Consider the following 11,246-nt stretch of genomic DNA (forward strand, 5'->3'; position numbering starts at 1 on the left):
GAAAGTTTTCAAGTAATGGCCTATCTCGTCCCTTCAGAATTCGTGACCAAAATGGTGGATGCCGGCGAATCCAAGATTTTCATGTCCACGCGCGACACCATCATCCGCGCCTTCATGGCCGGCGCTATCCTGGCACTCGCCGCGGTGTTTGCCGTCACCGTCACGGTGCAAACAGGCTATCCGATCATCGGCGCGATCCTCTTCCCGGTCGGCTTTTGTATGCTCTATCTGCTCGGCTTCGACCTGCTCACTGGTGTCTTCGTGCTGACGCCTCTGGCATTGCTTGACAAGCGCCCCGGCGTCACTGTCGGCGGCGTGCTGCGCAATTGGGGGCTCGTCTTCATCGGCAACTTCATGGGTGCGATCATCGTCGCCATCATGATGTCAATCGTGTTCACCTTCGGTTTCTCGACGCCGCCGGACAAGGTGGGTCAGGTGATCGGCCATATCGGCGAAGGCCGCACGCTCGGCTATGCGCAGTATGGCGCAGCCGGCATGCTGACGCTGTTCATCCGCGGCATGCTCTGCAACTGGATGGTCTCAACCGGCGTGGTCGGCGCGATGATCTCAACGACCGTCAGCGGCAAAGTCATCGCGATGTGGATGCCGGTCATGGTCTTCTTCGCGATGACGTTCGAGCATTCGATCGTCAACATGTTCCTGTTCCCTGCCGGCCTGATGCTCGGCGGCAAGTTCACGATCATGGATTACATCATCTGGAACGAGATTCCGACCGTGCTCGGCAACCTCATTGGCGGCCTGACCTTTACCGGCCTGACGCTGTATGCCACACACATCAAGACAGGCCCGAAGCGCACTGCTAGTCTCGCCCACTAGGCTGATCCGCAATCCTCGCAACACGACGCCCCGGCTTCTCCAGTTGGGGCGTCATTTTATTAGCGTGACCCATGCCGCGTGAATTGACGATTTCGATCGGCCAGCATTCGGACAGGGGCCGCAAGGACACCAATCAGGATTTCCACGGCGCCCTGATTCCGACCGAGCCGCTGTTGAGCCTCAAAGGCATTGCCGTCGTCATCGCCGACGGCATCAGCAGCAGCGCGGTCAGCGGCGAAGCCAGCGAATCTGCGGTCAAGTCGTTTCTCACCGACTATTACTGCACCTCTGAATCCTGGTCGGTGAAGACATCGGCACAGCGCGTCATCGCTGCAACCAATTCATGGCTGCAATCTCAGACGCAGCGCGGCCGCTACCATTACGACAAGGATCGCGGCTATGTCTGCACGCTGAGTGCAATGGTGATACGCGCCCGCGCAGCGCACATCTTTCATGTCGGCGATTCCCGCATCTATCGCGTATCGGACCGCGCACTCGAGCAACTCACCACCGACCACCGCGTCGTGATCTCGGCCGAGCAGAGCTACCTCGCTCGCGCGCTTGGGATAAATCCGCAAATCGAGATCGACTATCAAGCCCTGCAGATCGATGCCGGAGATGTCTACGTCCTCGCCACCGACGGAGTCTATGATTTCGTCGGGGCGCGCTTCATCACTTCGGCGATCGCCGATCACGCCGACGATCTCGACGCCGCCGCGAAGTCGATCGTCGACGAGGCCTATGCACAGAACAGCCCGGACAACCTCACCGTACAGATCGTACGGATCGATGCGGCGCCGGACGGCGAGGCCAGCGACATTCTGATGTCGCAATTGCCGCTGCCACCGCTGCTTGAAGCCCGCATGGCGTTCGACGGCTACAGGATCGTACGCGAACTGCACGGCAGCAGCCGCAGCCACATCTATCTCGCAGTCGATGTGGAGAGCGGCGAACAGGTTGTCATCAAGATTCCGTCAATCGATCTGCGCGACGACCCGGTCTATCTCAAGCGGTTCATGATCGAGGAATGGGTGGCGCGGCGGATCGACAGCGCGCATGTGCTGAAGCCGTGCCGACAGTCGCGCAAGCGCAACTACCTCTACATCGTCGCCGAATTCATCGAAGGCCAGACGCTGAAGCAGTGGATGCTCGACAATCCGAAGCCGGATTTGGAAACCGTGCGCGGCATCATCGAGCAGATAGCACGCGGCTTGCAGGCGTTCCATCGGATGGAGATGATCCATCAGGACATTCGGCCAGACAACATCATGATCGACAAGACGGGCACGGTGAAGATCATCGATTTCGGTTCGACCCGCGTCAACGGCGTCGCCGAAGCTGATTCACCCGGCAAGCACAGCGACATTCTCGGCACGCCGCAATACACCGCACCCGAGTTGTTTTTCGGCAAGCGCGCCACATCGCAATCCGACCTCTATGCGCTTGGGACCCTCACCTATCAGATGCTGTCCGGGACGCTGCCTTACGGAGCGGAGGTCGCGAAGGCGACGAACGCCGCGCAGCACCGCAAGCTGCGTTATCGATCGCTGCTCAACAATGCCAGCGATATTCCGGAATGGATCGACGGCGTGTTGCGTAAGGCCGTGCACGCCGACCCGGCGAAGCGCTACGACGAACTCTCCGAATATGTTTACGACCTGCGCAATCCGAAGGCGGAGTTTCTCAATCCGTCGACCGTGCCTCTCCTGGAGCGCAATCCGAACATGGTCTGGAAGGGCCTGTCGTTGCTGCTCGCTATAACTGTCATCGTATTGCTGTCGAGGCGCTAACGGCATCGCCAGTTGGCGCCTGCATCACTGCGGAAACCTCACATTCTTTCCCTGAAAGGCATCCGTCGCCACGGCGTAAAAACGAAAAGCCGCCCAGAGGGCGGCTTTTCGTTTTTACTGAAATATCAATTAGATGTTTGGTTGCGGGGATAGGATTTGAACCTATGACCTTCAGGTTATGAGCCTGACGAGCTACCGGGCTGCTCCACCCCGCGCCAAACCTTTCGGAAAACCAGAGACGAAACGAAGTCGGCCAACGCCAAGGCGTCGATCGATCCCAGTCCGGAGGCTTCCTGAGAAGGCAACCGGGGCAAAGCCCTCGGTGCGAGGGGTATGTACCAATGCCTGCCTGCTTTGGAAAGGGGCAGCGGCGATCTTTTTGCGCTTTTATGACGGTCCGGGAAAACGCCTGTCTGCCCTGTTTCGGCACAACCCGGCGCGGCCCGGATGCAACCGCCGAAACCGGCGTTTCAGGCCCGCTGGACGGGCTCTGGCGGCCTAATTCAGCAAAAAGCCGCCATCCACGGTCACGGTACTGCCGGTCATGTAACGCGAGGCCTGCGAGGCCAGCAGCAGGATGGCACCGTCGAGGTCGCTCTCATGACCGACCCGGCGCTGCGCGATGCGCTTGATCAGCTTCTCGCCCACGGGCGTGTCCCACGCGGCGTGGTTGATGTCGGTATCGATATAGCCCGGCGCCAGCGCATTGACGCGAATGCGGTGCGCGGCGAGTTCCAGCGCCAGTGCCCTGGTCGCCTGCACGATGCCCGCCTTGGAGATCGCATAAGGCGACACCGCCTTGGTCAGCCCGAATCCGAGGACCGAAGCGATATTGACGATATTGCCCTCCACTTTATGCGCGATCATGCGGCGCGCGGCTTCGGTCGCCGCGAAATAGGCGCCCTTGAGATTGGCCCCGATGACCGCGTCCCAATCCGCCTCAGTCTGATCGATGGCCATCTTCTCCACCGCGATGCCGGCATTGTTGATCAGCACGCGGACCGGCCCGAGCGCAGCTTCAGCGGCATCGAACGCGTTTGCGATCGAGGCATTGTCTGTGACGTCCATCGACACCGCGACAGCGCGGCCCCCCTTGTCCGTGATTTCCTTCTGCAGGCTCTCTAGCTTGCCCATTTGCCGCGCTGCGAGCACCACAGCTGCACCATGCGCGGACAGCACGCGCGCAAATTGTCGGCCGAGGCCCTGCGAGGCTCCGGTGATGAGGATGGTTTCTTTACTGACGTCGAATATCCCGGACATGGCATTTCCCTTTGATTTTGCCCTAGTGATACCCGGCCTTGCCGCGATCGCAAACCGGCGCGCTCCGCCGATTTCTTTGACGCGGAATTGCCGCATGGGGACGAAGCCGCGATGAACAGTTTCGATGTCGTCGTTTATGTCGGCCTGATCGTCGCCATGGTCATCGGCTTCCGCGCCGGCCTCTTGCGCAGCGCCGTGACCATCCTGGGCTATCTGCTGGCCATGCCGATCGCCGTCTGGATCACCGGGCTGATCGCGCCGCAACTGTCCGGCGCCGCCGCCGCTTCGACCACGCAAAATTCACTGCTGTTCTTCGCGATCTTTCTCGTGTCAGGCATCGTACTCGGCTCGCTGCTGCGCATGGCAATTAACGACGTGATCGGCCACGAGATCGGCATCGGCGACCGGCTCGGCGGCGCTTTGCTCGGCGCCATTCGCGTCGGCCTGATCGCGGTGACGCTGGTGCTGATCTTCGACCAGTTGGTGCCGGCCGACAGGCAGCCAGCCTATATGACCGGCTCACAGCTGCGGCCCCTGCTGTCGCTGGCCGGGCAGAAGGGCGTCAAATCGCTGCCGCCGGACGTGACGGCCACCATCGAGCAATGGAAACGCGCGCACCGGCTCTGACGGGAGCGCCCTTATCAGACCCCACCGGAACCGCTATAACGCGGCCCTCGGATTATCGAACTTCAGGAGTGACATCGTGGATCTTGGAATCAAAGGCCGCCGCGCGCTTGTCTGCGCATCCAGCAAGGGCCTCGGCCGTGGCTGCGCCGAAGCGCTGGCCGCAGAAGGCGTGCATGTCACGATGACTGCACGCGGCGGCGACGTGCTGGCTGCAGCCGCTGCCGATATCCGCAAGGCCTATCCCGGCGTCGAGGTCACTGAAGTCGTCGGTGACATCACCACGGTCGAAGGCCGCGAAGCTGCGCTGAAGGCAGCCGGCCAGATCGACATCCTCATCAACAATGCCGGCGGCCCGCCGCCCGGCGATTTCCGCAACTGGACCCGCGACGACTGGATCAAGGCCATCGACGCCAACATGCTGACCCCGATCGAACTGATCAAGGCGACGGTGGACGGCATGATGGAGCGCAAGTTCGGCCGCATCGTCAACATCACCTCGGCCGCCGTGAAGGCGCCGATCGATGTGCTCGGCCTGTCCAACGGCGCACGCAGCGGCCTCACCGGCTTCATCGCCGGCCTGTCGCGCAAGACGGTACGTGCGAACGTCACCATCAACGGCCTGCTGCCAGGCCCGTTCTACACCGACCGCCTGAAGGGCGTCGCCGCCGGACAGGTCAAGGCCACAGGTCTTTCGGTCGACGAGATCCTGGCCAAGCGCGCCGCCGAAAATCCGTCGGGCCGGTTCGGTCATCCCGATGAATTCGGTCAGGCCTGCGCCTGGCTGTGCAGTTCGAAGTCCGGCTTTATCACCGGCCAGAACATCGTGCTCGACGGCGGCGCCTTCCCCGGCACGATGTAAGTCGGCAGCATCTCAAGACGCAAAAAGGCGATCGGCTGCACGGCCGATCGCCTTTTCTTTTGGGTTACGTTATCAGTGGACAGGTGTGGTGCGTTCGCTCGACCAATCGACGCCGAATTCTTCCAGGCCTTCGGCGAGGAGATCGCCGAGCAATGGCTCGCCGAGCAGATAGCGCGCTGTGCGCCCGTTGCGGCCCTCTGCGGCCTCGCGGCGCAAGTCACTCCATTCATCGATGGTAGCGTCGCCGCGGCCCAACCGCATCAGGGCGACGAGATCGATCTGCTCGTCCTCGGTGAGCGCGCTGATGAAGCCTGCGATCTCCCGCGCCACGGGATCCTCGCCATTGTCCTCCAACACATCGGTCATGTCGTCGTCCGCGCCATTGGAGCCGGAATCGGGATCCGAGGCGATATCCTTGGCATCGAACTGCCGGGCCTTCTCGATCAGGAAGCCCACTTTCTCGGATGAAATCGCTAGTTCTGGCATCGCACGCTCCTCGCTGCAGGGCCCGGTGTTCCACTCTGACAACGCGCAGCCCCGCGAGATGATCCATTGCGCGCCACGCCGGAAACCCGCATCTTTCCAGCCCTAAAAAGAACAATGGGGTGAACGCCTGATGCAATGGACGGTCGGCAAAGTCAGGATCACGCAGATCATCGAAGGCGAGACGATTGGCAGCACACGCTTCATTCTCCCGCAGGTCGGCCCCGATGAGGTCCATGCGCTGCCGTGGCTGATGCCGGAATTTGCAACTCCTGAAGGCCGGCTGAAAATGTCGATCCATGCGCTGGTGGTGGAAACGCCGACGCAAAGGATCATAGTCGATACGTGTCTCGGCAACGACAAGCAGGGCCGTTCGGTGCCGACCTGGAATAATCTGCACACGCCGTTCCTCGAAAACATGACGGCGGCGGGCTTCGCGCCGGACAGTATCGACACGGTGCTGTGCACGCATCTGCATGTCGATCATGTCGGCTGGAACACAAAACTGGTCGCTGGCCAATGGACGCCGACATTCCCGAATGCACGCTATGTGTTCGGGCAGCACGAATACAACTACTGGGCGGCGCATAGCGATACGGCGTCGCATCTCGCCGTGTTCAACGATTCCGTAAAGCCGATCGCCGATGCCGGGCTGATGGATCTCGTTGCCAGCGATGCGCAACTCTCGGACGAGGTCACGCTGATCCCGACACCGGGCCACAGCCCCGGCCATATGAGCGTGCATATCAAATCCGCGGGCGAGGAAGCGCTGCTGACCGGCGACGCCGCACATCATCCGGTGCAGATGGCGCATCTCGACTGGTCGTCCACGGCGGATGCCGATCCCCTGCAATCCGCCGTATCGCGGCGCGCATTGTTCTCGCGTTTTGCGGATACGCCGACACTGGTGATCGGCGGTCACTTCGGTGCCGGCCACATCATGCGCGAGGGCGATGCTTTCAGATTTGCCGCGCTGCAGCACTGATTTTTGCGGCTCTGACCTTTCTGTCGCGCGGTTGAATTTCCCCGCGCCCTGTTCCACAACCTTTCAGGCAAGCCCCAAGGGAGACGACAATGAAACTCGTAAGATACGGCGCGTTCGGCAGCGAAAAGCCGGGACTGATCGACAAGGACGGCAAGCTGCGCGACCTCTCCGGCCAGGTGAAGGATCTGGCTGACGATGCGTTCGCACCTGCCAATCTTGCCAAGCTCGCTGCGCTCGACCCGGCGTCGCTGCCTGCCGTAAGCGGCTCGCCGCGCATTGGCTCGCCCGTTGGCGGCAAGCCGAAATTCATCGCCATTGGCCTGAACTATGCCGACCACGCTGCGGAATCCGGCATGCCGATTCCATCGGAGCCCATTGTCTTCATGAAGGCGCTCAACAGCCTGTGCGGCCCCAATGACGATGTGGAAAAGCCCCGCGGCTCGACCAAGCTCGACTGGGAAGTCGAGCTCGCCATCATCATCGGCACCAAAGCCAAATATGTGACCGAAGCCGATGCGCTGAAGCATGTCGCCGGCTACAGCGTCTGCAATGACGTTTCCGAGCGCTTCTTCCAGATCGAGCGCGGCGGCCAGTGGACCAAGGGCAAGTCGCACGACACGTTCGGCCCGCTCGGCCCGTGGCTGGTGACATCAGATGAAGTCGGCGACGTGCACAAGCTCAGCATGTATCTCGACGTCAATGGCAAGCGCTGCCAGACCGGCTCGACCGCGACCATGATCTTCAATGTGCCGCAGATCGTGTCGTATCTGTCCGGCATGATGACGCTGATGCCCGGCGACATCATCACCACGGGCACGCCGCCCGGCGTCGGCCTCGGCATGAAGCCGCCGAAATTCCTCGAAGTCGGCGACGTCATGACGCTCGGCATCGAGAAGCTCGGCGAGCAGAAACAGAAAGTGGTTGCGGCTTAAGGCCTATCACTCTCCTCGTCATTGCGAGGAGCGAAAGCGACGAAGCAATCCAGAAGGCCACAAAGCAAGGACTGGATTGCTTCGCTGCGCTCGCAATGACGACCAATAGAACTGAGTAAAGGACCAAAAATGAAGCTGACTTTTTCACCGGGCTCGCCCTTCGCACGCAAGGTGCGCATCGCAGCGATCGAACTCGGGCTGATCGACAAGATCGAACTGGTGGCGGCTTCGGTCGCGCCGACGCAGAAAAACGAGACCTATTCCCATGACATCAGCCCGGTCAGAAAATTGCCGGCGCTAATCCTCGACGATGGCAATGTCATCGTCGACTCCTACGTCATCACCGAATATCTCGACGAGCTCGCCGGCGGCAACAAGCTGATCCCGGCCGCGGGTCCGGTGCGCTGGAAAGTGAAGAGCGAGCATTCGATGCTGCAGGGCATGACGGATGCGATGCTGCTCTGCCGCTACGAGGTCGGCGTGCGCCCGAAAGAGTTTCTGTGGCAGGCTTGGTATGACGATCAGTGGGATCGCGCCTGGCAGGGCCTCACGCGTTTCGAAAACCATCCGGACATTCTGACGCGTCCGCTGGATGCGGCGCAGATCGCGCTCGTCTGCGTGCTCGGTTATGCCGACTTCCGCTTCCCGGATTGCGGATGGCACAAGGCGTTCCCGAAACTCGACGCTTTCCACAACAAGATGCTGCAGCGGGAATCGGTCAAGATCTCCGTTCCGCCCAAGGGTTAAGGTCGAAAAGCGGCCTGACGCAATTTCACCTCAGCTTGCGAAAATCCTGCGTCAGGCCTGCGGTAATCTTGCGGCAGGTCTAATCGAACAGCGAGGGCGTGTGATTCACATACGCGCCCTCGATGGCGAGCATCTTGAGCTTGGTCTCGACGCCGCCATTGGCCGAAAATCCGCCCGGCTTACCGCCGGCAGCCAGCACCCGGTGACACGGCACGATCACCGGACACGGATTTTGCCCCATCGCCTGCCCGACATTGCGTGACAGTTCGACACCGCCGAGCTTCTTGGCGATATCGCCATAAGTCAGCGTTGCGCCCGGCGGGATCTGGCGGGCAATCGCATAGACGTTGCGATTGAATTCGGGGACGTCGGTGAGATCGAGATCGATATCGAGAAGATTGACCGGCTTGCCGGTCATCAGTTCGACGATACCGTCGATGGCGGCCTGTATCGCCGGCGGCGGTGCGGCTTCGACGACCTCCGCATGGCGCTGCTTGATGCGCACACGGGTCTGTTTTTCGTCCGGCTGCGGCAATTGCACAGCAACGATGCCACGATCGGCCCATGCGATGCCGCAACGGCCGATGGCGGTGTCGAAGAGAGTGAACTGAACGTCGGTCATATGAGCCTCCATCGATCGCATCAGCATCCGATGTGGTGAGGTCCGGAGTTTGCGACGATCTTCAGCCATTCGCCACCCGATTCCGGAGCGGCGAACAGCTTTGTCTCAGCTCTGCTCGCGCGATGGCATTGAGGCGGCCTTGTGGATAAAAGCCTGGCCGAGCATGTCGAGGATTTCCTTGGTGGCCACGAACATGAACACACCCGCCTCGGTGTCGAAGGAGATGCCGACCACGGTCGGATCGGGCTGGAAGTCCAACAGGCTGTAGCCCTTCAGCGGGAGGGCGGGAACTTCTTTCGGATTCGACATGTCGGTCTCCCGCGTCAGTGAAAGGCTCGTGAAAGCCGGAATAACGAGGGCTTAGACAACAATTCGGAGCACGCCAAGGCGTTATTTCGTAGCGCTGGCCAGGCCTCCAACGACAATCGGGACCGCACTGCGGCCCCGATCTTCAGAAGTCCAAGCCGTGCGATGGCAATGGCGGACTTACTCGTCGTTCTGCATCGCTGCGGCCAGCTTGTCGTAATATTTGCCGACGAGGTCGATATTGCCCTTGTTCTCGACTGCTGGCGGCGGCGATTTGAGCGCGGCGTTGAGATCGGCGAGCGCGGCCTTCTTGTCCTTGGCCGGCATTTTCTTGTCGGCCTGCACGGCCGCGATCTGCTGCTTGAACACCACTTCGGGGCCGACATATTTCTTGGTCTGCGGATCGAAGCCACCCAGCACCAGCATGATGTTTTCGACGACGTCGTTGTAGTCGCCGTAGTTCGCGAAGCCGTTTTTCTTGGCGACGTCATCGAGCTGCGCGACCACTTTGGGATCCGGCTTGTCAGGTGCCTGCTGTGGCAGCTTGGCGGTCACCGCATCAAGATCCTTCTGCGCGGCCAGCACCTGCTCGATCTGCTTGTCGGTCAGCGCAATCTGCTTTGGCGCCGGCGCATTTTGCGCGGGAGCTGCGGTGGGTGCCGGTGTGGGCGGCGTCTGTTTTGCGGCGGGCTGTTTCTGCGCCTGCGCATATGCGGCGCCAGTGACGGGAATCGTCGCAAGGCCCGCGATGGTCAGGGCGGCGATGACGGGGCGAAGGATGGAACGCATGAAGATCTCCTCGGCAAATTGGAGCGACCAGGGAAAGTCGATCGCGGAGCGAAACCGGTTCAACGAGCCCGGTTGGCAGAGGATGGAATGCTGCAGCTGAATCGTGGCTGAATGATCGCAGCGGCCCGTCGTCCCTTCCCCGGCTGCTCGGTTGCCGATCTTCCGCCCATTACCCGCTTATGGTGCATGCATGACCAACAACGCAGGCCGCCATTCCGACGATCAGTCGTCCTTCAGCGCGACGGCGAGCTTATCGTAATACTTGATCGCGAGATCGATATTGCCCTTGTTTTCAACAGCTGGCGGTGGCGACGCCATTTTGGCATTAAGATCGTCGATCGCCTCCTTCCTGTCTTCGGCTGAGAGGCTCTTGTCCGCCTGAACGGTGGCGATCTTCTGCTTGATCACGGCAACCGGCCCCACATAGGTCTTCGTCTTCGGATCGATGCCCGCCATTGCGAGACCGATATTGTCGAACAGGATCGTATACTCGGCGTAATTTGCAAAACCATGCTTCTTGGCGACACCATCGATCTGGGCAAGGACCGCTGCGTTCGTTCCGGGAGTGGCGACAAAGCCGTCGAGATCTTTCTGCGCTGCGAGCAACGCCACCACCTGCTTTTCACTGAGAGCCAGCTGCTTGGCGGCGGACGCTTCCAGTTTCGATGCCTGCGCAAACTGGCTGGCCGGTATCGCAAAACAAAAAGTCGCACCAACCAGGGTCAGCGCGACAACGGGACGAAAAACGAAATGCATGCCGAGTTCCTATCGGTAGATATCCTGACTAAGTCTCGCATTGAAAAAGAAAGGTTCAGCGGCAACGGTAATATTCTGCAGCAGCGTCTGTCGCCCCTGAGTTGCGCACGCATGCGCTCTCTCGGCGCTCGGCTCTTTGGATGAGCATCGGCGTTGGAGCCGCTGTTACGATGATCCGGGATGATGAGTTTGCGCCGATTGGCCTGCGGGTGCAGACAACAAAAAACGCCGCCTCCCGAAGGAAGCGGCGTTT

At 60.7% G+C, this 11,246-nt stretch carries 13 protein-coding genes and 1 tRNA gene; 7 read left to right on the forward strand and 7 right to left on the reverse strand.

Annotation, left to right across the window (positions count from 1 at the left end):
* Nucleotides 1-15 precede the first annotated feature (15 nt).
* The gene (locus AB8B02_RS21330) at nt 16-837 is read left to right on the forward strand and encodes a formate/nitrite transporter family protein (protein WP_439065096.1); all 822 of its coding nucleotides are present in this window, start codon (nt 16-18) and stop codon (nt 835-837) included.
* Between the two features lie 71 nt (nt 838-908).
* Nucleotides 909-2,627: a protein kinase domain-containing protein gene (locus AB8B02_RS21335; protein WP_439065097.1), complete on the forward strand. Its 1,719-nt coding sequence runs from the start codon at nt 909-911 to the stop codon at nt 2,625-2,627.
* A 138-nt stretch (nt 2,628-2,765) separates the two neighbouring features.
* Here the strand turns inward: AB8B02_RS21335 and AB8B02_RS21340 are convergent.
* Both AB8B02_RS21340 and AB8B02_RS21345 read right to left on the reverse strand, forming a co-directional pair.
* Nucleotides 2,766-2,842 (reverse strand) — tRNA-Met (locus AB8B02_RS21340).
* Between the two features lie 283 nt (nt 2,843-3,125).
* Complete coding sequence (locus AB8B02_RS21345; protein WP_439065098.1) at nt 3,126-3,887, reverse strand: SDR family NAD(P)-dependent oxidoreductase; 762 nt, start codon at nt 3,885-3,887, stop codon at nt 3,126-3,128.
* Between the two features lie 111 nt (nt 3,888-3,998).
* Between AB8B02_RS21345 and AB8B02_RS21350 the strand changes: the two genes are divergently transcribed.
* Nucleotides 3,999-4,514 carry a CvpA family protein gene (locus AB8B02_RS21350; protein WP_175367647.1) on the forward strand — a complete coding sequence of 172 codons (516 nt, stop codon included), beginning with the start codon at nt 3,999-4,001 and terminating at the stop codon, nt 4,512-4,514.
* A 76-nt stretch (nt 4,515-4,590) separates the two neighbouring features.
* Nucleotides 4,591-5,373 (forward strand): SDR family oxidoreductase, encoded by a 783-nt coding sequence (locus AB8B02_RS21355; protein WP_175367646.1) that lies wholly within the window; start codon nt 4,591-4,593, stop codon nt 5,371-5,373.
* A gap of 72 nt (nt 5,374-5,445) precedes the next feature.
* On the opposite strand, the gene AB8B02_RS21360 is transcribed toward AB8B02_RS21355, so the two are convergent.
* On the reverse strand, nt 5,446-5,859 hold the full coding sequence (locus AB8B02_RS21360; RefSeq protein ID WP_439065099.1) for a DUF3775 domain-containing protein: 414 nt from the start codon (nt 5,857-5,859) through the stop codon (nt 5,446-5,448).
* A gap of 130 nt (nt 5,860-5,989) precedes the next feature.
* On the opposite strand from AB8B02_RS21360, the gene AB8B02_RS21365 reads away from it, so the two are divergent.
* The 3 genes from AB8B02_RS21365 (at nt 5,990) to AB8B02_RS21375 (ending at nt 8,520) form a co-directional block, all read left to right on the forward strand.
* On the forward strand, nt 5,990-6,841 hold the full coding sequence (locus AB8B02_RS21365; protein ID WP_439065100.1) for an MBL fold metallo-hydrolase: 852 nt from the start codon (nt 5,990-5,992) through the stop codon (nt 6,839-6,841).
* An 89-nt stretch (nt 6,842-6,930) separates the two neighbouring features.
* Entirely contained in the window at nt 6,931-7,773 is an 843-nt protein-coding gene (locus AB8B02_RS21370) for a fumarylacetoacetate hydrolase family protein (RefSeq protein ID WP_439065101.1), read from the forward strand.
* Between the two features lie 129 nt (nt 7,774-7,902).
* Complete coding sequence (locus AB8B02_RS21375; RefSeq protein WP_439065102.1) at nt 7,903-8,520, forward strand: glutathione S-transferase family protein; 618 nt, start codon at nt 7,903-7,905, stop codon at nt 8,518-8,520.
* A gap of 79 nt (nt 8,521-8,599) precedes the next feature.
* On the opposite strand, the gene AB8B02_RS21380 is transcribed toward AB8B02_RS21375, so the two are convergent.
* The 4 genes from AB8B02_RS21380 to AB8B02_RS21395 all read right to left on the reverse strand — a co-directional run bounded on the left by AB8B02_RS21380 (nt 8,600) and on the right by AB8B02_RS21395 (nt 10,993).
* Entirely contained in the window at nt 8,600-9,142 is a 543-nt protein-coding gene (locus AB8B02_RS21380) for a methylated-DNA--[protein]-cysteine S-methyltransferase (protein ID WP_439065103.1), read from the reverse strand.
* Nucleotides 9,143-9,247: 105 nt separating this feature from the next.
* Nucleotides 9,248-9,451 (reverse strand): hypothetical protein, encoded by a 204-nt coding sequence (locus AB8B02_RS21385; RefSeq protein ID WP_068729147.1) that lies wholly within the window; start codon nt 9,449-9,451, stop codon nt 9,248-9,250.
* Between the two features lie 177 nt (nt 9,452-9,628).
* On the reverse strand, nt 9,629-10,237 hold the full coding sequence (locus tag AB8B02_RS21390; protein WP_068730369.1) for a hypothetical protein: 609 nt from the start codon (nt 10,235-10,237) through the stop codon (nt 9,629-9,631).
* Nucleotides 10,238-10,459: 222 nt separating this feature from the next.
* Nucleotides 10,460-10,993, reverse strand: coding sequence for a hypothetical protein (locus AB8B02_RS21395; protein ID WP_439065104.1), 534 nt, complete (start codon nt 10,991-10,993; stop codon nt 10,460-10,462).
* Nucleotides 10,994-11,246: the final 253 nt, after the last annotated feature.

The organism is Tardiphaga sp. 862_B3_N4_1 (genome assembly GCF_051811085.1).
GTDB lineage: Bacteria > Pseudomonadota > Alphaproteobacteria > Rhizobiales > Xanthobacteraceae > Tardiphaga > Tardiphaga robiniae.

Coding starts and splice junctions, on each gene's coding strand:
- AB8B02_RS21370 (WP_439065101.1), top strand. CDS start 6,931: ATGAAACTCGTAAGATACGGCGCGTTCGGCAGCGAAAAGCCGGGACTG.
- AB8B02_RS21335 (WP_439065097.1), top strand. CDS start 909: ATGCCGCGTGAATTGACGATTTCGATCGGCCAGCATTCGGACAGGGGC.
- AB8B02_RS21330 (WP_439065096.1), top strand. CDS start 16: ATGGCCTATCTCGTCCCTTCAGAATTCGTGACCAAAATGGTGGATGCC.
- AB8B02_RS21380 (WP_439065103.1), bottom strand. CDS start 9,142: ATGACCGACGTTCAGTTCACTCTCTTCGACACCGCCATCGGCCGTTGC.
- AB8B02_RS21390 (WP_068730369.1), bottom strand. CDS start 10,237: ATGCGTTCCATCCTTCGCCCCGTCATCGCCGCCCTGACCATCGCGGGC.
- AB8B02_RS21345 (WP_439065098.1), bottom strand. CDS start 3,887: ATGTCCGGGATATTCGACGTCAGTAAAGAAACCATCCTCATCACCGGA.
- AB8B02_RS21360 (WP_439065099.1), bottom strand. CDS start 5,859: ATGCCAGAACTAGCGATTTCATCCGAGAAAGTGGGCTTCCTGATCGAG.
- AB8B02_RS21365 (WP_439065100.1), top strand. CDS start 5,990: ATGCAATGGACGGTCGGCAAAGTCAGGATCACGCAGATCATCGAAGGC.
- AB8B02_RS21350 (WP_175367647.1), top strand. CDS start 3,999: ATGAACAGTTTCGATGTCGTCGTTTATGTCGGCCTGATCGTCGCCATG.
- AB8B02_RS21385 (WP_068729147.1), bottom strand. CDS start 9,451: ATGTCGAATCCGAAAGAAGTTCCCGCCCTCCCGCTGAAGGGCTACAGC.
- AB8B02_RS21375 (WP_439065102.1), top strand. CDS start 7,903: ATGAAGCTGACTTTTTCACCGGGCTCGCCCTTCGCACGCAAGGTGCGC.
- AB8B02_RS21395 (WP_439065104.1), bottom strand. CDS start 10,993: ATGCATTTCGTTTTTCGTCCCGTTGTCGCGCTGACCCTGGTTGGTGCG.